This window comes from Chryseobacterium sp. JUb7, assembly GCF_024806495.1.
GTDB lineage: Bacteria > Bacteroidota > Bacteroidia > Flavobacteriales > Weeksellaceae > Chryseobacterium.
In genome coordinates this window covers 1-19,668 of sequence record NZ_JANUFF010000016.1, presented here as the reverse complement: position 1 = coordinate 19,668, position 19,668 = coordinate 1, and the positions used below count along the sequence as shown (strand labels likewise).

Below are 19,668 nucleotides of genomic sequence, written 5' to 3'. Positions count from 1 at the left end.
TATAATTTATGGAAGTATTAAATAAAGGTGAACGGTCGAAGGCATTTTCGATGTTTATATTATTTTTCATTATTACAGTTGTAGTTCTTATTACGGCAATTCTTTTTAATGCTTATTTTCCCTTCAAAGAAAACAGTTTGCTGAAGTCTGAAAATGCGAGAATGAAAAAAGAAATGGAAACTCAGGATAAGTTTTCTTTTCAGCTGGAAAAAGTAAAGGCAGCGGCAGACTCTATTGGAGTTCCCAATCAAAATGATTTTTTTAATGAAAAGCTGGCACTTTCAATTCTTGCAGATATGTATAAGCAGCTTCCGAAAGATACTTTGAAAAATAAAGTGATGTATAATAATGCCATCATCGGATATAAAGATCTGATTGATGCTAAAAAGCAGATTAAGCATCTGTCCGGAAATCAGATGACCATGGATAGTTTAAGTTCAATCAATAAAACGCTGAAAGCTGAGTATGATAAAATGAAAACTGATCTGGAAGTCTGCAGACAGCTTTATCAGGCACAATAAAAGTTTTTGTTATGAATAGATTCAAGTGTATTTCCTTTTGTTTGGCTTTTTTCTCTGTCTTTTTTTCAAAAGCACAGAAACCAGCTTCCGACTCGGTATTTGTAAGTTTTGACTGTAATATTGTACAAACGAAACAGAAGCTTAATAAAAAGTTTTTTGCCAGTACTCCTGCGCTTCATCTGAGAGCTAATAATGATGAATTCTCATACGGAACGCTTCAGCTTGGGAAAAGGGATAATAATCTATTCGTTTATATTCAGATTCTTGTAGATAATGTATGTATCAAAAAAGATAAAAATGTAGATATTTTTTTTCAGTCGGGAGAAGTGATCACGCTTCAGAATGAATATCCTTTGAATTGTGAAGGCTTTTTTGCAAGGCAGCTGAAGAGAAAAGAAATTGAAAAGCTGAGAGGAAACGAGATCACGATGATAAAAATTTATACTTACGAAAAAAATTATGAATATTATCTGAGTGATGTGGATAACTACAATCTGGATAATCAAATTGATTGTTTATCAGTTTATAAGGTAAAGAAAACCGATGAGGTGAAAATTAAAAAATAAAAATAGGATGTGCCCATTGCCGGAACTTAATCTGAATTTAGGAATTGTAAAAGATGCCAGTGTACAGTCTCATTCAATTGAAGACGGAGAAATTGTAGTCCGTACAGATTCTGGGTTGAGAAAACATACCATTACAATGACGGTTTCTGATCAGGAAGTGGGAAAGGTGATATTAAAGATCGGAAATCAGAAAGTTGAGGTGCCGACTTTTAAACTCATTGTGACGGATGATAAAACAAATGAAACAGAAGCCTATCAGGTAACAAGGGATACATTAAGCTTTGTAAAAGTGAAGACGAAAAGGAGCATTTTATCTTTTTTAGGAATTAAAAAGTTTGATAAAACATCTTTTTTGTATGAAAACATAGCTTTTGAACCTCATCATGAAGATATCGGGAAGTTTGAATTATCAAAATACAGAAATCTTTCAGAAAACAGTCTGACATATACCTTTAAAGGAAACTGGGAAAATGTAGTACTCTTTGCAGGAAATATTAATGAGTTTAAAAAACCTGAGGATAGGCGTCAATATTTTATCATTGTAGACCATAGTGACGGGATGAGCTTTATCGGAGATATTTTGTACAGAGAAAAATTGGTGAAACTTACTCCAAAAGTTGAGCTTAATATCATCAGGAGAAATAGAATCCCGAAAAATTTTGAAGTTGATGAGAAAGGCCATATCAGAAAGCTGATTTATTTATAAAAACACGACACAAACACAAAAAATGAAAGGAATTTATTATAAGATACCAATTGATTTCGGAGCTGTAACAGAAAAAAAAGACACCGAAAAAATATCAATAGACAGTTCGATTGCACAGCAGATATTTTTAATTGCTACGACTTCTTTGGGAGAGTGCAAATTTGATGAATCTTTTGGATCTGAGATCTGGGAGATGGATTTTGATCTTCTCAAAAGTGATAATATCCTTCGTGAATTTATCATTAATTCCCTGAAAAAAGCGATAACAATTCACGAAAAAAGACTTCAGCTCGGAGATGTTGAAGTACATATCAATGACGAAAATATAGGCGGAATAGGAAAAAAAAGAATGAAAAAACGGGTAGCTGTAGCGATAAAAGGTCTGGTGCTTGAAACAAACCGTCCTTTTTTATTTCAGAACTCTTTTTTTGTAGGACCGTTGTCGTACTAAACTTTTAAAAGTAATTAAAAACACAAAATCAGCATGAATCAAGAACGTATAAAAGACAGAATTCTAAGACGTGCAGCGCGGATGTGGGGCTACAACGAACTGGAAGCGGAAACGTCATTCGATCCTATTGTAAGTCTGCTCTTGTCGGGAGTAGCTTCGGAATTGGAAAAACTGGGTTTTGAGCTTGAAAGTTCAAGATCGAGAATTATCGAAAGGGTATTGGAGGTCATGTTTCCGGAAGAAGTTTCCGGAGTGATTCCTGCTAGAGCACTGCTTCAGGTATATCCCTTAGAAAATAATGTGAAGGTGTCTGTGTATAATCATTTTAAGACTTCAAAAAAAATACATAATGTCTATAATCCTACAGAAAGTATCAGCAAAGAGGTATTTTTTACACCAACAGTAGAAGCTGTTTTAACGACTGCAAAAGCGGAGTATATTGCTTATGAAAATGTTTTAAATCGCGTTGAAAGTTTCTTTTTTACGGACACCATCGCAAGAAGTGAAACACATATTCCTTCCGGTGAGCTCTGGCTGGGACTTCAGTGTCCGAATAAAGTGGACCTTGATCGGGTGATGCTTTATATTGATATTAACAATACTTATCAGAAAGAACTGTTTTTCTATTATTTAAAACAGGCTAAAGTGTATTTCGGAAACCAGGAAATTGCCCTTGAAGAAGGATATAATGTCGATAATCAGGATCTGAATCTTGAACATATTATCACGAAAAATTATTCTGATCTGGAGCAAATTTATACAGATGTCAATCAGTATTATTTTTCGAATTACTTTACGCTGAACGGGAGTTTAAAACATAGTGATAAACCTGAAAAGAAAGAACTTTTTGACCGTTATTTTATTGGAAACCGCTTGGCTGAGGAAGACAATATTATTTGGCTCAAGTTTAAATTTTCAGAAGCTATAGTTGGAGAGGTTTTAGAAAATGTACATATCTCTTTAAACTGCATTCCTGTAGTAAATATGAATAATTCGAGATCTTTTCACAGGGTTACCGGAAGACTGAACATTATCCCTATCGTTTCTGAAAACAGTTTTCTGGATCTGGATTTTGTTGCGGATGAAATGGGGAAAAGGTTTGATGTCAAAAATTATGATACTGAATCTGAAAATATTTCAGTAGTCCTAAGAAAAGGTGGAATTTCAAGGTTCGATCAGAGAAGTGCTTCAGAGCTTCTGCAATATATGCTTGAATTGGTAAAAGACGAAACGGCTGCTTTTGCAGGTATCGGAGGAGATTCGGCGAAGGAAACTCTTCGGCAGATCAGTCAGAATATTGCGGCTTTACATCAGTTGGCCAAAGAGAAAAATTTTTCGCAGGCCAATAACCCATATCTGATTATTACAGCTGATTCTCAGGATAAAGAAATTACCTGCAGTATTTCCTATTGGCTTACGCTTGCGGAGGAAGGAAATGATGTACGTCCCGGAACGGTTCTCTCTGTTGAAGAATCCGAAAATTCGGTGCTGGATAAATCGGCAGTAATGATTAAAGCATCGGTGGGAGGAAGAAAAAGTCTTTCTTCAAAAGATAAGATTTTAGAATACCGTAATGCTCTTCTGACCAGAGGAAGACTCGTAACTGTTGCAGATATCCGTGCATTCGGGATGAAACATTTTAGAAATACGATCAAAAATATAGAAGTAAAAAAGGGAACGAAGAAAGAGGTGTCGCTGAAAGGTGGATTCAGCAGGACTATTGATGTATATCTTATAAGGAATGAGGAAATAACCAAGGAATTAGCTGAAACAGAATGGAGTTATTTATGTGAAAGTTTCCTGCTCAATCTTAAGAAAAAATCGGCCAATATATATCCATACAGGATATTCGAAAAATAAATTTATTAATAATTCAAAACACAAAAACTTATGTTATCAAACAAAGGAATTGGTGGAAATGAAGTTCCACGCGATGCAAATGAGGCGATTGCAGAAATCCCTCAGAACAGGACATTAATTGCTCACAAACTTACAGCAGATGATCCTGTAAAACCTGAGCTGGTAGAGGGTCTTAATACAATTGACAGAGTATTTGAGCATTTCAAACCGGAATTTAAAGTAGATTTTGAAGACGCAGAAGGTGCTGTGAAAATGGAAAATCTGAGATTTAAAAATCTAGGAGATTTCGGAACGAAAGGAATTACAGAACAAAGTAATTTTCTTTCAGGTTTGGAAACTGAAAAAGATCAGTATCAGAAAATTATCAAACAGCTGAAAACAAATAAAATTTTAAAGGCTGCTTTGGAAGATCCGGATGCTAAGAAAGCATTATATGATACCTTACAATCTTTAATCAATGAGTTAGAAGAAAACAAATAAAAAACACAACACAAAAAAATTAAATTATGTCGAATAAGCCACAAGTACAGAGTACAGAAATTCCTGTAATAGATCAACAGGAAAAAATACATTCGGGGAAAGTATCTGTAGAAAAAAGTTTAGAAAAACTGGTACGATACGGAGGTTTTGATCTTTTGGAAACTTCTATTGAAGGGGTTCAGAATATCAATCCTGACAGAAAAGCAAGAAGAAAAATATTCTTGACCGAAAAAAATAAAGAAAAAGAAAGAGATACACTGAAAAAAACACTGCAGCTTTGGGCTGAGGTGATCAATAAAAGCAGTTCACTGACTGATATGGTGGCTGATTGTGAAGATCAGAGAAAACAAGCTGAGGGACTACTGACCAAGAATCTTTCTAAAGCTGTGGAAGTTACCAGAGAGCTTGAGTCAAATTACAGAACGGTAGGAATGTTCTATAAGAATACGGAAACCGAAAAAGTGAAAAATGTAACGATCGTCAATGCGAATCTTGAGCAACTGAAAGATCTTGATAACACAAGATTTATTGACTCTATCCATGCAGAACTTTCTGATAATTATGACAGACTAGATCTTAAAAACAATTACGGGATTCTGGTCATTCCGGGATATCTGGGATCCAATAAAGTGGTTGAAAAATGGGGAAAAATCGCCCACGAAAATAAAGTAATGCTGGTGACGGATTTTGAGCATTTGGATGAACCGGATGATGTTATGGAAATGTTCGATCAGGCTTATCTTACTGGAGGAGATATTTTCAGATCAAATATTTTAATGACCTGTAACTGGCTGGTAGGAAGAGGTCGCTTTGAAGCTATTCATGAGAGTGAAGATTTATTCATTCCGCCTTCTGCAGCGTTAGCAGGTAAAGTATATAAAACACTGATGTCTCAGGTGACGGCCGGTAAAAAATTCGGTGGAATTAATGAGATCGATGGAGTAAAGTTTGATCTTAAGAAAAGTGAAATCGCCAATCTTGAAAATTTAGGATTGATTCCAATGGTGAACGAATACGGAAAAGTAATGGCTTTTTCAGGAAAAACTTTATTTAATGGTGATAATCTTGGCTTGCAAACTTATTCTGTAGTCAGAGTCTTTGATTATGTAACGAAAGTTTTAATGGATTTTTTAAACAGAAGAGCCTTTGAAAATTTTACAGCTGTGACGAGAAAAGAAATTATGGGTCAGATTGTACGTTTTCTGGATGGTATTACAGGTCCTGGTAAACTGATCGAAAATTTTGAGGTTAAAAAATTTGAACAGGATCCCGTGCAAAAAGACAGAATTCATCTGGATATTCATATGAAACCTTACTTTCCTGCCAAAAACTTCCTGATTAAAATGGATGGACATAAAGGAGAGGATGGTAACGAATGGGATACCGAATACGAGCAGAAATAATGAATAATTTGCCGATTTTTAATGGTATTTCAATGAATTTCGGAAGTTATTTCAAATTGAATCACGAAAACTTGTGTGAAGGAAATTAGCTTATATCTTTGATACTGATATATTTCCATCTTTGGTATTATTTATTATTCAAAACAAAAATATATTTATTATGTCATTTAAAACCAAATTCAAAGTTGCGGGTAAAGACCGTAATGTACTGTCGGTAAACTACGACCTACTCCAGGAAACCGACCCTACAGGAAGACCCTCTTCGGTTACAAGAGGCGGAAAAATAGAAATCACCGTGGAAGGTACAGGCGAAACTGATCTTTTTGAATGGATGACAAATTCATTTGAAAGAAAAGACGGAAGTATTGTATTCCTTAAACGTGACGGAGACGCTACCTTAAAAGAGCTTAAATTCAAAGAAGCTTACATCATTCAATACCGTGAGAATTTCGATTCTACAGGGAAAAATCCTCTGACAGAAACTTTTACGCTTTCGGCGAAAGAGATCCAGTTAGGGACTGGTAAACATGTCAATGAATGGGTATAATGCCTTTATTTACATAAAAAATAATCAGATATTTTAAGAATGGGATTTCTTCTGTTTTCAGATAATTCACAGATATCAGGGAAATATATTAATGATGAAAAAAAGACGTCCCATTAAAAAACACAGTATAATCAAACAAATCTTAATTACAAAAACCAATTATTATGTCATTTAAAGCAAAATTAAGCGTAGCAGGTAAAGAATATAATGTACTGAACGTAAGCTATGGATTATTTCAGGAAACAGATGCTACAGGAAGACCATCTACAGTAACAAGAGGAGGGAAAATTGAAGTGATCATCGAAGGGACGGGATCTACTGACCTTTTTGAATGGATGACCAATTCATTCGAGAGAAAAGACGGAAGTGTGAAATTTTTTAAGCGTGACAGTGACGCTACCCTGAAAGAATTGAAATTCACGGAAGGTTACCTTGTAAAACATAGAGAAAATTTTGACTCAACCGGAGAAAATCCACTGACTGAAACATTCACTATTTCGGCAAGAAAAATTGAATTAGGCTCAGGAGCTTATGAAAACGAATGGGTATAATTCATGATTAATAAGTAATGGGTAATACTTCAATACCCATTACTTTTCTTCAGTGAAGAGAAAGTTTGCTAATGTTCAATAGAGGATGATATCAAAAAATAACATATCTGTAAGATATTTATTATGAATAGTAGTATTAGGGTTATCATGCTGAGCCTGTCGAAGCATTATCTATTTATCATAATACCTCTTCATCTATATAACCTTTAACCAATAACTAAAAACACATGTCATTTTTATCAAAATTAGAATTAGACGGAAATACTTATAATATTCTGGAATGTCATTATAGCTTTTCACAGCAGACAGATGGTACCGGAAAACCTCAAGGCATGCCTCAGGGCGGGGAAATTACCATCAGAATAGAAAGCACAGGAAATCCGGAATTATTGGGCTGGATGCTGGATCATAACCAGACTAAAAACGGAAAAATTATTTATTACAGGAGAGATGCGATGAGCAAACTTCAGGAACTGAATTTTGAAAAAGCATACTGTATTAAATTTACAGAACATTTCGAGTCGAAAAATGATGAACCTTTACAAATAGAAATTCATCTTATTGCCAAAAAGTTTGACCTGAACGGAGCAACCCACGAAAAGAGCTGGCGGGAATAAAATATAAATAATGAGTAATTCTGAAAAATACTCTCAATTCAAATTCTCAATATTTACAACTGATCAAACACAAAATACAAACACATGGAAGAAATAAACAGCCCATATACATCAGGTGTCGGCGGAAGACTGAACCATCCTGATGATATAGAAAAATATTTTTCCTCAAAGACTTTCAATGATTTTCTTTTGGATAAAACCAGCCCGTTAGTGTATTGTACACTGAGTCTGGACGGAAAACCATTTTTAGATAAATCTCATTTTGATCTTCATCTTCAACAGAATACCAACGATCACGATTCATTTACAATTACTACTCCTGATGATGCGGTTGACAGTTTCGAAGGCTATGTCATGGAAAATTCCAGGAATATTTTAGGTAAAAAACTGACAATTAATTTTCATCGTTTCGGACAGGTGAAGCAAATGTTTACAGGAATTGTAGCCAATGTCAAGAATAAAAAAGAAAATGGTTACGGTAAGCTACTCATCAGCGGATATGCACCAAGTATACTGTTGGAAAACGGACAGGATTGCCAGAGTTTTGAAGATAAAAGCCTAGAGCAGATTATCAAAACAGCAACTGCAGAATATCCGGAAGACTGCAAGGTTATTGTTGAAAGTCCTAATACCAAATATCAAATTCCCTATACCGTACAATACAAAGAATCGGATTATCAGTTTATCAAAAGACTGGCCATCCGGTATGGAGAATATTTTTACTACAATGGTCAGAATCTGATATTTGGAAATAAGGTACAGCCTATTATTAGTCTGGAAGAAAATATAGATCTTATTGATGTTGAATTTGAAATGAATATCAAACCTCAGGATTTTAATTATCTTTCTTATGATGCAGAAAACGGCGGAAAAATAGAAAAAGATTCCACCTCGGTGCAGATACAGTACAAAGAAAATCCTTTTCAGGCAGTGGCAATTAATGCTTCAAAAAAAGTATATCAGAAGAAACCTGAAATGCTTTTTAATCACAGTGGTATTTCATCTTTTGCAGATCGAGAACTGAAAGAAGCCGTGAGAAAAGAAAAAGAAAAAAGAGAAAATCTGATTTGGGTTCGTGGAAAAAGTAAAGATCCTGAACTGAAAATAGGAGGTAGAGTAAAGTTGAGCGATATCAACGGAAAAGCAATGGAAACCTATCGCGTCATGGAGATACAACATTATCACAACGGAAATATCTATTATAATGAATTTATAGGCATTCCGGATTTATTCAATACTCCCTATCAGGATAATGATGCCATTCCGTTGGGTGAAAAACAGTCTGCAAAAGTATTTGACAACAATGATCCTATGGGAATGGGCAGGGTAAAAGTACAGTTTCCGTGGCAGGAAAAGAAAAGTCAGCAAACACCTTGGCTGAGATTGGTACAACCACATTCGGGAAGTGGAAAAGGTTTTCATTTTATCCCTGAAATCGGAGAAGAAGTTTTGGTAGATTTTGAAAGCAGGAATGCCGAAAAACCTTTTGTTGCCGGAACTCATTACAACGGCTCGGAAACGAGTTCTTATCACACTTCAGGAAATGATAAAAAAGTTATCCATACCCGGTCGGGAACTAAGATTATTCTAAATGATGCGGAAGGTTCTGTTTTTATTGAAGATCCGAGCGGGAATACATATTTGATGGATGGGCAAGGGAATATTAATGTGAATGCGCCGAAGAATATGACTTTTACGGCAGGTGAAAATATTAATATTACGGCAGGAATGAATATTACTTCTAATGCAGGAATGAATATTTCTGAAATAGCAGGTGTAAATCACAGTAGTTTTGCGGGAGGAATGATGATGCAGAATGCTGTGACAGATTATTCTTTAATGGCTGCTAATATTATGGAAGTGGCACAAGGAGAAAGAAAATCTAGAGCTAAAGAAATAAATGAAGATTCTGAAAAGCATACTACCAATTCAAAAGGAGAAACGAATATCCATGCTCAGAAAGAATTGCATAAAAATGCAGGTGAAAAATCAAATTTTAATTAAGGTATGGCGGGTGGAACTATTAATAGAGTTTCATTAGGAAGCTCAATTAAAGAAATAGAAGAAAATTTTACTGTTTATACAGAGAACTTTACAATGAATTCTGGTGGTAAAGGATATTTTTCTTCGGATAAAGAAATTTTGATCGCTAACCCTAAACAACCTAAGCCAGTTGGCAGGTATTTTAAAAGGGGATGGTGGACTGATGAAAATGATAAATCTATAAAAGAAGCATTAGTTGGGCAGAAAGTAAAGTTTCATATAGAAATGGATAAAAGTAAGGTTCCTGCAGGAAGTAAGATCAATTTTACTTTGAAAGATTGGGACGGCTTATTTAATCATGATGATAGTATCAAAATATATTCTTCTCAGAAAGATGCTAAAACTAATATCTATTTACAAGTAGAAGAGATGCAAACAGATGCAAACGGAAAAGCATGTATCTGGATAAATCTTACTGAAAATCTGGTAACGTTAATAAATGATGATGGAGGAAATGAAATTGAATTGTACTTTGCATGTACCTATTATGATAAAAGTGATAAAGAAACGGAGCAATTAGATTTACCTGTCGAAGAATTTAATTATCTTGTTGTCTATGAAAAAGAGTTTTTAATTACTGTTTTGATTGAGCTGCCGCATTCATATTATACACTATTAAATAATCCAATTAGTGCTTTGGGATTAGCAGGACATTCGGCTATGGCGATCGGCGATCGGTATTTTGACTATGGACCGGATTATTCACAATCAACTGTTAATGAAAAACAATATGATTATGATTTCAATGATGATGGAGATAAAGTTGATAATGTAGATCTAAAGGCAAAAGATAAAAATGGAAAACCTATTTATAATATTAATGAAAAATTCTCTCCTGGCAGACCTTGGTGGGGAGAAATGGTTGCTGATAGATTAGAAATTAAAGCAAGTGATGTTAAACTCGATCAAGTACTGGATTTTATAAAACTTGATTGGAAAAAATTCAAAACTGGTGTCTATGGAGAAGTCTATAAAACAGATTTCTACGTAAAAGAAAGCGAAGCTAAAAGAATGATAAAATGGTGGGAAGAACGATATAAACATCTTAAGGTGTATAGCGTTTATCCTTGGACAGGAGAGCAATGCACTACTGCCGTAAAAGCAGCAATTCAAGAGGCTTTTCCATTTGGTGTAACTAAACCTTTGGGGAATTTCATTCCAGATACGACACAGATGCCTTCAGGTTTATTAGAGGACTTGAGATCATTTAAAAGTACATCTAAACAACACAATGAACAATTAGCAAAACAGATTATTATAAAACCGGAAAGTAAAAATTTTCCTTAACAAATGAAAAAAAATATTATTATGTCAATTTTAACATCATTTATTACATTCGTCGGTTGTAAAAGTGAAAAAGATAAATTTTTTCAAGAGAATAAAATTATCTATTATGGAACTACTGAATTTAAAAAGTTTGAGAAAAATGCTCCTATAAAATTAGATGAGGCATGGAATATACAAAAAGATTATGCAAAAAAGAATAATCAAATCTCTGAGAATTGGTTATTCTTTTCTATCAATGATTATTACGTATTTAATTCATCATTAAATCCGAAAGAATCAAAAACTTTTATTAATGGAATTTGGGTAAATTCTAAAACGGGAGAAGTAAGGCAAAATGATTCAAAAATTATGTTGAATTATAAAAATGCTTATAATGGTGATGGAGAAAAATTTCCATTTTAAAAATTTTATGTAAAAGAAAGTGAGGCAAAGAAAATTATTAGTTGGTGGACAGAAAGATATAAACATTTAAAAGCTTACAGTGTTCTCCCTTGGACTGGTGAGCAATGCACTACAACTGTAAAAACTGCAATAAAACAGGTTTTTTACATTTGTAGATGGGGAAAATTGGATTCCTGATATGACGCAAACACCAAAAGGATTATTAGAGGATCTACAGTCCTTTATTAGTACGTCAAAACAACATAATGAAGAATTAGCTAAAATTACTATAATTAAACAAGAAGATAGCACTTGGCCAAAACCTTAAATAATGAAAAAAATAATTACTATTATGGGAATACTTTCGCTTTTAGGATGTAATAAAAATAAGAAGATATATTTAGGTGATTCAAATTTTAATAATGAAGAAAAGCTTATGAAAATTTCTTATACAAAAGCTTATGAAATTTATTTAAAAAATTTTCATAAGAATTTTAATGTTAAAGAAGAACCGTTTAATAAAGATACTTTTTATAAAGTTATATATATGATAATTTTTATTATATAGGATATGCAAGTAATAACGATAAAAGGGACAAAAAAATGGCACCTCTATATTTTTTGGCAAAAATAGATTCAGGCACTGGGGAAATATCAATTGTTAGTCAAGAGTAATGTTCAAAGATACCATTTTCAGCAATGAAAAAATTAATTTACATGACAATATTTTTGTAATAGAAACAATTTTTACAAAAAACTAATTATGAACATTAAAAAAATCATTATCACATTTCTAATCTTTATTTGTATTTATTCTTGTAAAAATCAAAGAATGGGATTGATTTTTAGACAAAATATAAGTCATGAATTTGTTTATATGACTCCAGATATGTATTCGGAAAATAGGGACAGCCTAAAAATAGATATTCCCTTAGAATTTTATATTAAAAATGACAGTGATGAAAATTATGATTATGTTGAAACTGTATTTTATATTAATGGAAAGTATATTTCATTAGGAAATTACAAAAATATAGATAAAAATACAAAAGGAGTTAAGTATGACGAGGATTGGCATTTATCAAAGGGGAAGAGTGATACAATAATATGCCACATAAAAAAACTTTATATTGACATTGATGATGCTAAAAAAGTTTTTAAGAAATATGTTATAAATAAAGATATAGAAAATTTTAGAGACTCGGCTAAAATTGTAACCTATAGACAATTTAGGAAAGATTTTCCTGAAATTATAAAAAAAAATGGAAAAGAATCCTGATGTGATAGAAATCATAACAAGGAGTAAAGGAGAAAAAAATTATAAGTCAAAAAAATATAAAATAAATTGGTAGAATGCAATTTTTTCTTTTATTGCTAAAAATGATCAATTTACGTCTGAACAAAAATGGAAAATAAAGCAAAAACTTAATATAAGTATCCCTGAGAAAGAACTTTTAATAAAGCAGGTAGATATATCGATAGAAAATATCAAAAAATTATCTGATAATGCTTTTGGTACCATATTAATAATTTTTTTATTTTAATATTACAGATTATTACTTTTATTCTAATATTTTCTCCTTTGAGAAGAAAAATAAAAGGCTGTGAAATTATACTCTACTAACTATGAACAACAGAAACCGCGGCAAAACCACTGGAGATGACACTCTTTTCAGCTCAGATAAACAAATTGAAAAACTGAAATCGGCGGTTCAGGATATGCATTATTTATTAACCAGAGATTATCCTGAAAAAACGACTTCCGAGCTGGTGGCACATCGTTATAAATTAAAAACCCGACAAATTCAGGCATTGCGCGGAGCTTCGGCGTCGGAACAGCAGATCCAAAAAAGAAAATTGAAGGAACTTGAGGTTTCAGATCTAAAAAATAGAACCATTTATCTGGATGGTTTTAATGTATTGATATTGTTGGAGAGTTTGCTTTCTGAAGCCTATATTTTCGAAGGAGTTGACGGTTGTTTTCGTGATCTGTCCGGTGTTCACGGTACATATAAAAGAGTGAATCAGACGATGAGGTCAATTGAGCTGGTTGCCGGATTTTTTCAAAAATCTCAGGCAGAAGAACTGATCTGGGTTTTCGATAAGCCGGTTTCAAACAGCGGAAGAATCAAACAAATTATTCTTGAATTTGCTGTTGAAAATAACCTCAATTGGAGAGTTGATTTAGAATTCAATCCGGATAAATTTTTAGTTGAAAATGCTGAAATCATTGTTTCTTCCGATGCCTGGATTTTGGATTATTGTAAAAATTGGTTTAATCTTGTAGGATATTTAATTAGAGAAGAACAACTTTTCGTTAATCTTGTAAAAATGGCCTGATTTTTTTAACAAGAATTACACAAAGACATATGCTTAAAAAAAAGATTTAACTATGGATTTATTTCAACCCTATATTCCGCTATTTTCTAAAGAATGGACAGAAAAATATCAGGCAATTTTAGCGGAAGAACATCTCAGTAATTTAAGTGTAAATATTCAAAAATTTAAAAGCAAAACTTTAGATTGGGATTTACCCAGTTTTAATGAAGAACTTAAGGTCGATCGGGATGGAAGTTTTAACACATTCATTCATATTCTTGAATCTCAAAATTCAGATATACTTAAAACAAAACAATTGGAAGACATTCCTTTTGAAAATTGGTTACATATTTTAGGTCAAAGATTAACACCTGCCAGTCTTCGTGACGAAAACGGAATTCCTCCACTCAAAAATAAACTCATTGAAGCTTGTGAAAAACCTTTTAACAGCGAAATTACTTTTGCTCAGAGAGCCTGGGAAAAGCATGTCGGGAGAATGGAAGACCGGTTTTGGGGTGAAGTAAAAGGCAATAATCAACAGAAACAGCAACTCGTAATGGAAAAAATTAATTTCATTTTAGACCATAAAACCTGGTGGAATGTATTTTTTCATTACAAACACGAATTGGTTTTTGAAGTCAGGGAAAAAGACGGTCACGGAATTCGCTGGAGCCACGGAGGTGAAAATCTGATCGGCTTTCTTGAAGTTTTTATTAATGAATAATAATTTACATACGACAAGAAAAACTTCGTCAATTCGGGTAAAAATTATTTGTAATGAAATGTAGAATAATTTTGTATCGAGAATTTTCAATTTAAATAAGCTTTTCGATACGATTTTTTCAAAATCTACTCAAAGTGATGCAGTCTTACAAATAATATTTTTATTTATAACTCATTTAATAAGAGTTCAATTCAAACCTCCATCCTCCAAATTCTATCTTCCAACTCAAAAAAGATACTCTACGTAAAAACATTGCGCACTGCATCCGTAATTTTGTCGGTGTAAAATAAAAAGCAATGGGATTTTCTAATCAAAATTTTTCGCAAAACGAATGGGAAGCTTGTCTCAAGGTTCTTAATACCCTGAAGGATGAACCATTTTTGAATCCTGATAATAAAACTTTTTCAGGATTAATTACGAAAATTCATAAAAATGCCAAAAAACAAAACCGTCAGGAAAGTTATGCAGAAATGAAAACGAATGATTTGGAAATCAATTCCGAATCTGTTTTGATGAAAAAAGCTTTGGCGGGAGTTTCCGTTTTTTATGACAATCAGAAAGGCGAAACACAGCTTACAAAATTGCAGATTCCCAAAAACTGCTACTGCTGTAACCAAAGCTACCAATATGCACACTCTTTTTATACAAGACTATGCCCGAAATGTGCTGATGAAAATTATGAAAAACGTTTTCTTTCAGCGGATTTATCGGGACGAAATGTGATTTTAACCGGTGGACGGGTAAAGGTAGGTTTTGCAACAGCACTGAAACTGTTGAGAAATGGTGCCAATTTGGTTTTGACAACCCGTTTTCCAGCTCTGGCATTGGAAACTTTGCAGCAGGAAGCAGATTATAGCGAATGGAAAGATAGACTTTGGGTGTATGGTTTGGATCTTAGAAATTTAAAAGCTATTCAGGATTTTATAGATTTTTATAAATCAAATTTTGAAACGCTTGATATTTTGATCAATAATGCGGCTCAGACCATTAAATACCCTGATGAATATTATTTACCCATCATCAGACGTGAAAATGAGATGTTGGTTGAATTTAAAAACAATCAGAAATTAATTCCGAATACAACAGAAATTTCAACAGAGATCGGAAAACTGGAATATGCACAGAATGAAGAAACAAATGTTGCTTTGACACGTTTCGGACAACCTGTTGATAACCGTGATAAAACAAGTTGGAACTCCACATTGGAAGAGGTTTCGATGTATGAATTGGTGGAGGTGAATTTAATTAATCATATTGCACCTTACTTTTTGATTAAAGAGCTGAAAGCTTTAATGAAAAACTCAACTTTTAAAGAAAAATTTATCATCAATGTGACGTCTTCGGAAGGTATCTTCAGCTATGATAATAAAACGATTTTCCATCCGCATACGAATATGACAAAAGCTGCATTAAATATGATGACACTCACTTCAGCAAAAGAATTTGAAAAAGATCAGATTTATATGTCTGCCGTTGATGTAGGTTGGATTTCCACAGGAGCAAAGGAAAGTTTAAGAAAAAAACAGTTTGAACAGGGATATATTCCACCGTTGGATTCTGTAGATGGAGCAGCAAGAATTCTGCATCCGATTGTGGAAGGAATCAACGGAAATTATTTCAGTGGCGTTTTATTGAAAAATTATAAAATTAATAACTGGTAAAATATAGAGGAAGCGTTAGTTCAGCAGCGAAGAATGCCGCCTTATCACGGCGGAGGTCGTGGGTTCGAGCCCCACACGCTTTCCAAAATGGAGATAATAGTAATAATGGAAAAACACATTCTGCTAAAATGAGTTGCAGGTTCGATTCCTGCTTATCTCCCAACATAGACACGTTAGCTCAAGGGAAGAGTGCTGACCTTCCAAGTCAGAGGTTACGGGTTCGAGTCCCGTACGTTTCACAAGGAGTACATAGTTCTAAACTGGAAGAACACTGACCTCACTGATCAGAGGTTGCAGGTTCGAGCCCTGCTGTACTCCCAAAATGAAAACAGTAATTTAAATGGAAAAATATCCCAAACCTCGGGAAATTGCAAGTTCAAATCTTGCCTGTTTTCCTAAATTAATAATAAGCATATAGAAAACCGACCTGGGAAGCTGAATCGTGAAAAAATTAAAAACATGGAAAAATTAAAATCGATATTAAATACAATTCTTAAAGAGAAAAAAGGATACCTCACTTTCCTTACCGGAGCCGGAATCTCCGCAGAAAGTGGTATTCCTACCTATCGTTCCATTGACGGTATCTGGGTTAAAGGAACAAAATATCATCGTCCTGAAGAATTTGGTACGTATAAATATTTCAGCAAAAATCAGGAAGAAGTGTGGCAGTATAATCTTTTCTGGAAAAAACTGATTGAAGAGGCTGAACCTAATTTGGGACATTTTGCCATCACTGAAATTGAAAAAGTTTTGGGAGATAGATTTAAATTAATTACCCAGAATATTGACGGACTTCATCAAAGATCAGGAACTCAGAAAGTCTATGAAATTCACGGAAGCAAACAGAAAGTTCGTTGTTCAAAAGAATGCAGCGAACCGATTGATTTTCCTGAAAATATTAATTTTAAGGAATATACAGAAGATTTAACACCGGATGATATTGATGATCTGAAATGCAAAAAGTGTGGCAACTGGCTTCGTCCTCATACGTTATGGTTTGATGAAAGCTACAACGAAAAATATTATCATTTTGACACGGCATATGACATTGCAGATAATACAGATATTTTATTTGTTGTTGGAACTTCGGGTTCTACAGCTCTGCCCGTGAGTATTGTTGAAACGGTTAAAATCCGTGCAAAGTGGATTGTGCTTATCAATCCTGAAAATGATACTTATTTTGATGATATCTTAAGAGGATGTAAAACATTATATTCAATTCAGGAAAGCAGTTCTGTAGCTTTACCCCAATTAAAAAATATAATTGCCGAAATTATAAGTTCTTAAATATGTTTTTTATGAAAAATATTTACAATAAAAGCTCATTTAGGGCAGGTGAGTACGGAAAAATCCCTCAATATCTACAAAAATATGGAAATAAAAAATGGAGAAGAACTGAAAAGTCTGAGATAGAAAATCAGCTCAGTGATACAATTAAATTTTTTAAACAAAAAAAGAAAAAAAGGAAATTAATTTGGGTGAAAATAACCAGAGAAATTAACGGAAGTGTAGATTCTGATTACAGGAGTTTTTATTCCGAGAGATCATTTAAAAGCTCAATAAGCAGGGCGCATGTAACAAGATATTTTTTAATAAATAATAAAACAAAAAAGAAATGAACATATTGATAGACATTGGTATCAATTTAACCAATAAACAATTTTATAACGAACATGAAGAAATCATCAATCGTGCCCTCGACAATGGAGTAGAGCAAATGATCCTTACGGGGACAAGTGTTCGCGGAAGTAAAGAATCAGCGGAAATTGCGGCAGACTATCCGGAAATTTTATTTTCAACTGCAGGAATTCATCCGCACGATGCAAAATCTTTTAATAATGAAAGTATTTATGAATTAAGACAATTGCTAAAACAGGATCACGTTATTTCCGTTGGAGAATGTGGACTTGATTTGGACAGAGATTTTTCGCCAAGACCAATTCAGGAAAAATGCTATCGTGCTCAGCTGGAATTAGCTGTTGAAATCAATAAGCCTCTTTTTCTTCACGAAAGGTCGGCTTTCAGAAGATTTAATGAAATTACAGATGAATATTTATCCAAACTTCCAAAAGCTGTTGTCCATTGTTTTACCGGAACATTGAATGAAGCGAAAACTTATTTAGATAAAGGTTTTTATTTAGGATTTACAGGAGCAATCAGTGATCAGAACAGATTCAGACATTTAGAAGAAGTGATCCGATATGTTCCTCTCGATAGAATGATGATCGAAACCGATGCGCCGTTTATGCTTCCGAAAAATATGCCGAGGATGCAAAACCGAAGAAACGAACCTTCCTTCTTACCTTATGTTGCGCAGACCATCGCTGGGTTAAAGAAAATCAGCATTTCTGAAGTCGCCGGTGAAACCACTGAAGTCGCCAGAAATTTTTTCAGAATATAAAAAAAGAGTTCTACAGATCATGTAAAACTCTTTTTTATTAGTATTGGCTCAGTATGTATTCGCCTTATATTTTTATAAACTCTTCCAGGCAGCTTCCAAAGCCAGTTCCATCATTGGTTTCAGGGCTGTTTCTCTTTGGTCTGCTGAAATTTTCTCATGAGTAGGGATAATATCTGTTACAGTAAGGATAGTTGCCGCATTTTTTCCTAAATGCTTTGCATTGGCAAATAATCCAAAAGCTTCCATTTCTACCGCCGGGCAGTTATATTTTGTGGCGATTGCAGGGATAGCCGGATCTTTTCTGTAGAAAATATCGCTGCTGTGAACGTTGATGGCTTTAGTTTTTAAAGACAGTTCGTCTGCAGTAGCATTAATGGTATCAAAAATATTTCCCTGATGAGAAAGAATGTCTCCTTCAATTTCCCAGGCATATTTTGCATAAGTACTTTCACTGGCTGCATTTTCAACATTTAAAATGTCAAAAGTTTTCAGATCTGTTGTATAAGCGCCACAGGTTCCGATTCTGATGATGGTGTCAACTTCATATTCCGTAAATAATTCAAAAGAATAAATTCCGATGCTTGGAAATCCCATTCCACTTGCTCCAACTGTGATTTCTTTACCTTTATAAAGACCTGTATAGTAAAAAATGCCTCTTGTTTTGCTGACTAATTTTGCATTTTCCAAATAATTTTCAGCAATATATTGTGCGCGAAGCGGATCCCCCGGCTGCAACAAAACTTTAGCAATTTCTCCTTTTTTTGCACTAATGTGAATACTCATAATTTTATTTTGAATGTGCAAAGATAATAATTATGTGAATAGTGAACGTCCAATCTTGTATGTTATGAATGTCATTGCACCAAGAAAAGCAAACAAATAATTTTATATTTAAAAGGTCTTCTATTTCCGGAATTGAAGAAAAAATAAAAATTATCCACAATAAGATAAACCTCTATCATCCTTCTTCCGACGTCCTATCTTTTTAGAAGCTTTTTCCTGCTCTCCGCACTCGCTATTTTCTATATATTTCGGGGCGGGGGGGGGGGGGGGGGGGCGCCCCCGCAAAAAAAAAAAAAAAAAAAAAAAAAAAAAAATAACCGCGGGGGATGAAGAAAATAATAAGAAAGAAGTTAATGTTTTTATGGTG

General features: G+C 33.7%; 23 protein-coding genes and 3 tRNA genes. 24 read left to right on the top strand and 2 right to left on the bottom strand.

The features are described from left to right. Positions 1–8 precede the first annotated feature (8 nt). The 24 genes from M2373_RS20650 to M2373_RS20535 all read left to right on the top strand — a co-directional run bounded on the left by M2373_RS20650 (position 9) and on the right by M2373_RS20535 (position 18,518). Complete coding sequence (locus M2373_RS20650) at positions 9–521, top strand: type VI secretion system transmembrane protein TssO (protein WP_259113157.1); 513 nt, start codon at positions 9–11, stop codon at positions 519–521. An 11-nt stretch (positions 522–532) separates the two neighbouring features. Next, complete coding sequence (locus M2373_RS20645; protein ID WP_259113156.1) at positions 533–1,087, top strand: hypothetical protein; 555 nt, start codon at positions 533–535, stop codon at positions 1,085–1,087. Positions 1,088–1,094: 7 nt separating this feature from the next. Next, positions 1,095–1,793 carry a hypothetical protein gene (locus M2373_RS20640; RefSeq protein ID WP_259113155.1) on the top strand — a complete coding sequence of 233 codons (699 nt, stop codon included), beginning with the start codon at positions 1,095–1,097 and terminating at the stop codon, positions 1,791–1,793. 22 nt (positions 1,794–1,815) lie between these two features. Beyond that, positions 1,816–2,244 (top strand): GPW/gp25 family protein, encoded by a 429-nt coding sequence (locus tag M2373_RS20635; RefSeq protein ID WP_259113154.1) that lies wholly within the window; start codon positions 1,816–1,818, stop codon positions 2,242–2,244. A 33-nt stretch (positions 2,245–2,277) separates the two neighbouring features. Beyond that, positions 2,278–4,104 (top strand): type VI secretion system baseplate subunit TssF, encoded by a 1,827-nt coding sequence (locus M2373_RS20630; RefSeq protein WP_259113153.1) that lies wholly within the window; start codon positions 2,278–2,280, stop codon positions 4,102–4,104. Positions 4,105–4,134: 30 nt separating this feature from the next. Continuing rightward, positions 4,135–4,584 (top strand): hypothetical protein, encoded by a 450-nt coding sequence (locus tag M2373_RS20625; protein ID WP_259113152.1) that lies wholly within the window; start codon positions 4,135–4,137, stop codon positions 4,582–4,584. 26 nt (positions 4,585–4,610) lie between these two features. Continuing rightward, entirely contained in the window at positions 4,611–5,987 is a 1,377-nt protein-coding gene (locus M2373_RS20620) for a DUF5458 family protein (protein WP_259113151.1), read from the top strand. Between the two features lie 160 nt (positions 5,988–6,147). Continuing rightward, positions 6,148–6,534 carry a type VI secretion system tube protein TssD gene (gene tssD / locus M2373_RS20615; protein ID WP_259113150.1) on the top strand — a complete coding sequence of 129 codons (387 nt, stop codon included), beginning with the start codon at positions 6,148–6,150 and terminating at the stop codon, positions 6,532–6,534. Between the two features lie 164 nt (positions 6,535–6,698). Further along, entirely contained in the window at positions 6,699–7,085 is a 387-nt protein-coding gene (gene tssD, locus M2373_RS20610) for a type VI secretion system tube protein TssD (protein WP_259113149.1), read from the top strand. A gap of 227 nt (positions 7,086–7,312) precedes the next feature. After that, positions 7,313–7,702, top strand: a complete 390-nt coding sequence (gene tssD / locus M2373_RS20605; protein WP_259113147.1) for a type VI secretion system tube protein TssD — start codon at positions 7,313–7,315, stop codon at positions 7,700–7,702. An 84-nt stretch (positions 7,703–7,786) separates the two neighbouring features. After that, positions 7,787–9,706: a type VI secretion system Vgr family protein gene (locus M2373_RS20600; protein ID WP_259113146.1), complete on the top strand. Its 1,920-nt coding sequence runs from the start codon at positions 7,787–7,789 to the stop codon at positions 9,704–9,706. A gap of 3 nt (positions 9,707–9,709) precedes the next feature. Next, the gene (locus M2373_RS20595) at positions 9,710–11,032 is read left to right on the top strand and encodes a hypothetical protein (protein WP_259113145.1); all 1,323 of its coding nucleotides are present in this window, start codon (positions 9,710–9,712) and stop codon (positions 11,030–11,032) included. A 3-nt stretch (positions 11,033–11,035) separates the two neighbouring features. Then, positions 11,036–11,434 (top strand): hypothetical protein, encoded by a 399-nt coding sequence (locus M2373_RS20590; protein ID WP_259113144.1) that lies wholly within the window; start codon positions 11,036–11,038, stop codon positions 11,432–11,434. 310 nt (positions 11,435–11,744) lie between these two features. Beyond that, entirely contained in the window at positions 11,745–11,981 is a 237-nt protein-coding gene (locus M2373_RS20585) for a hypothetical protein (RefSeq protein WP_259113143.1), read from the top strand. Between the two features lie 264 nt (positions 11,982–12,245). Beyond that, the gene (locus M2373_RS20580) at positions 12,246–12,692 is read left to right on the top strand and encodes a hypothetical protein (RefSeq protein ID WP_259113142.1); all 447 of its coding nucleotides are present in this window, start codon (positions 12,246–12,248) and stop codon (positions 12,690–12,692) included. A 347-nt stretch (positions 12,693–13,039) separates the two neighbouring features. Beyond that, complete coding sequence (locus tag M2373_RS20575; RefSeq protein ID WP_259113141.1) at positions 13,040–13,753, top strand: DUF434 domain-containing protein; 714 nt, start codon at positions 13,040–13,042, stop codon at positions 13,751–13,753. Between the two features lie 52 nt (positions 13,754–13,805). After that, the gene (locus M2373_RS20570) at positions 13,806–14,456 is read left to right on the top strand and encodes a hypothetical protein (protein WP_259113140.1); all 651 of its coding nucleotides are present in this window, start codon (positions 13,806–13,808) and stop codon (positions 14,454–14,456) included. A gap of 296 nt (positions 14,457–14,752) precedes the next feature. Next, entirely contained in the window at positions 14,753–16,117 is a 1,365-nt protein-coding gene (locus M2373_RS20565) for an SDR family NAD(P)-dependent oxidoreductase (RefSeq protein WP_259113139.1), read from the top strand. Between the two features lie 9 nt (positions 16,118–16,126). After that, positions 16,127–16,200, top strand: a tRNA-Asp gene (locus M2373_RS20560). Positions 16,201–16,207: 7 nt separating this feature from the next. Further along, positions 16,208–16,277: transfer RNA gene (locus M2373_RS20555), tRNA-Ser, on the top strand. 7 nt (positions 16,278–16,284) lie between these two features. Then, positions 16,285–16,356: transfer RNA gene (locus tag M2373_RS20550), tRNA-Gly, on the top strand. Positions 16,357–16,576: 220 nt separating this feature from the next. Further along, entirely contained in the window at positions 16,577–17,404 is an 828-nt protein-coding gene (locus M2373_RS20545; protein WP_259113138.1) for a Sir2 family NAD-dependent protein deacetylase, read from the top strand. 11 nt (positions 17,405–17,415) lie between these two features. After that, on the top strand, positions 17,416–17,736 hold the full coding sequence (locus tag M2373_RS20540) for a hypothetical protein (RefSeq protein ID WP_259113137.1): 321 nt from the start codon (positions 17,416–17,418) through the stop codon (positions 17,734–17,736). Then, entirely contained in the window at positions 17,733–18,518 is a 786-nt protein-coding gene (locus M2373_RS20535; RefSeq protein WP_259113136.1) for a TatD family hydrolase, read from the top strand. Before M2373_RS20540 ends, M2373_RS20535 begins: the two co-directional genes overlap by 4 nt. 72 nt (positions 18,519–18,590) lie before the next feature. On the opposite strand, the gene deoD is transcribed toward M2373_RS20535, so the two are convergent. Together deoD and M2373_RS20525 are read right to left on the bottom strand one after the other, a co-directional pair. Then, complete coding sequence (gene deoD, locus M2373_RS20530; RefSeq protein WP_259113135.1) at positions 18,591–19,301, bottom strand: purine-nucleoside phosphorylase; 711 nt, start codon at positions 19,299–19,301, stop codon at positions 18,591–18,593. 150 nt (positions 19,302–19,451) lie between these two features. Then, a partial coding sequence (locus M2373_RS20525; RefSeq protein WP_259113134.1) for a hypothetical protein occupies positions 19,452–19,668 on the bottom strand: 217 nt, incomplete at its 5' end.

What these genes read in the sequence shown, in the direction of transcription:
- M2373_RS20650 (WP_259113157.1), top strand. Translation starts at nt 9, where the DNA reads ATGGAAGTATTAAATAAAGGTGAACGGTCGAAGGCATTTTCGATGTTT.
- M2373_RS20645 (WP_259113156.1), top strand. Translation starts at nt 533, where the DNA reads ATGAATAGATTCAAGTGTATTTCCTTTTGTTTGGCTTTTTTCTCTGTC.
- M2373_RS20640 (WP_259113155.1), top strand. Translation starts at nt 1,095, where the DNA reads ATGTGCCCATTGCCGGAACTTAATCTGAATTTAGGAATTGTAAAAGAT.
- M2373_RS20635 (WP_259113154.1), top strand. Translation starts at nt 1,816, where the DNA reads ATGAAAGGAATTTATTATAAGATACCAATTGATTTCGGAGCTGTAACA.
- M2373_RS20630 (WP_259113153.1), top strand. Translation starts at nt 2,278, where the DNA reads ATGAATCAAGAACGTATAAAAGACAGAATTCTAAGACGTGCAGCGCGG.
- M2373_RS20625 (WP_259113152.1), top strand. Translation starts at nt 4,135, where the DNA reads ATGTTATCAAACAAAGGAATTGGTGGAAATGAAGTTCCACGCGATGCA.
- M2373_RS20620 (WP_259113151.1), top strand. Translation starts at nt 4,611, where the DNA reads ATGTCGAATAAGCCACAAGTACAGAGTACAGAAATTCCTGTAATAGAT.
- tssD (WP_259113150.1), top strand. Translation starts at nt 6,148, where the DNA reads ATGTCATTTAAAACCAAATTCAAAGTTGCGGGTAAAGACCGTAATGTA.
- tssD (WP_259113149.1), top strand. Translation starts at nt 6,699, where the DNA reads ATGTCATTTAAAGCAAAATTAAGCGTAGCAGGTAAAGAATATAATGTA.
- tssD (WP_259113147.1), top strand. Translation starts at nt 7,313, where the DNA reads ATGTCATTTTTATCAAAATTAGAATTAGACGGAAATACTTATAATATT.
- M2373_RS20600 (WP_259113146.1), top strand. Translation starts at nt 7,787, where the DNA reads ATGGAAGAAATAAACAGCCCATATACATCAGGTGTCGGCGGAAGACTG.
- M2373_RS20595 (WP_259113145.1), top strand. Translation starts at nt 9,710, where the DNA reads ATGGCGGGTGGAACTATTAATAGAGTTTCATTAGGAAGCTCAATTAAA.
- M2373_RS20590 (WP_259113144.1), top strand. Translation starts at nt 11,036, where the DNA reads ATGAAAAAAAATATTATTATGTCAATTTTAACATCATTTATTACATTC.
- M2373_RS20585 (WP_259113143.1), top strand. Translation starts at nt 11,745, where the DNA reads ATGAAAAAAATAATTACTATTATGGGAATACTTTCGCTTTTAGGATGT.
- M2373_RS20580 (WP_259113142.1), top strand. Translation starts at nt 12,246, where the DNA reads ATGGGATTGATTTTTAGACAAAATATAAGTCATGAATTTGTTTATATG.
- M2373_RS20575 (WP_259113141.1), top strand. Translation starts at nt 13,040, where the DNA reads ATGAACAACAGAAACCGCGGCAAAACCACTGGAGATGACACTCTTTTC.
- M2373_RS20570 (WP_259113140.1), top strand. Translation starts at nt 13,806, where the DNA reads ATGGATTTATTTCAACCCTATATTCCGCTATTTTCTAAAGAATGGACA.
- M2373_RS20565 (WP_259113139.1), top strand. Translation starts at nt 14,753, where the DNA reads ATGGGATTTTCTAATCAAAATTTTTCGCAAAACGAATGGGAAGCTTGT.
- M2373_RS20545 (WP_259113138.1), top strand. Translation starts at nt 16,577, where the DNA reads ATGGAAAAATTAAAATCGATATTAAATACAATTCTTAAAGAGAAAAAA.
- M2373_RS20540 (WP_259113137.1), top strand. Translation starts at nt 17,416, where the DNA reads ATGAAAAATATTTACAATAAAAGCTCATTTAGGGCAGGTGAGTACGGA.
- M2373_RS20535 (WP_259113136.1), top strand. Translation starts at nt 17,733, where the DNA reads ATGAACATATTGATAGACATTGGTATCAATTTAACCAATAAACAATTT.
- deoD (WP_259113135.1), bottom strand. Translation starts at nt 19,301, where the DNA reads ATGAGTATTCACATTAGTGCAAAAAAAGGAGAAATTGCTAAAGTTTTG.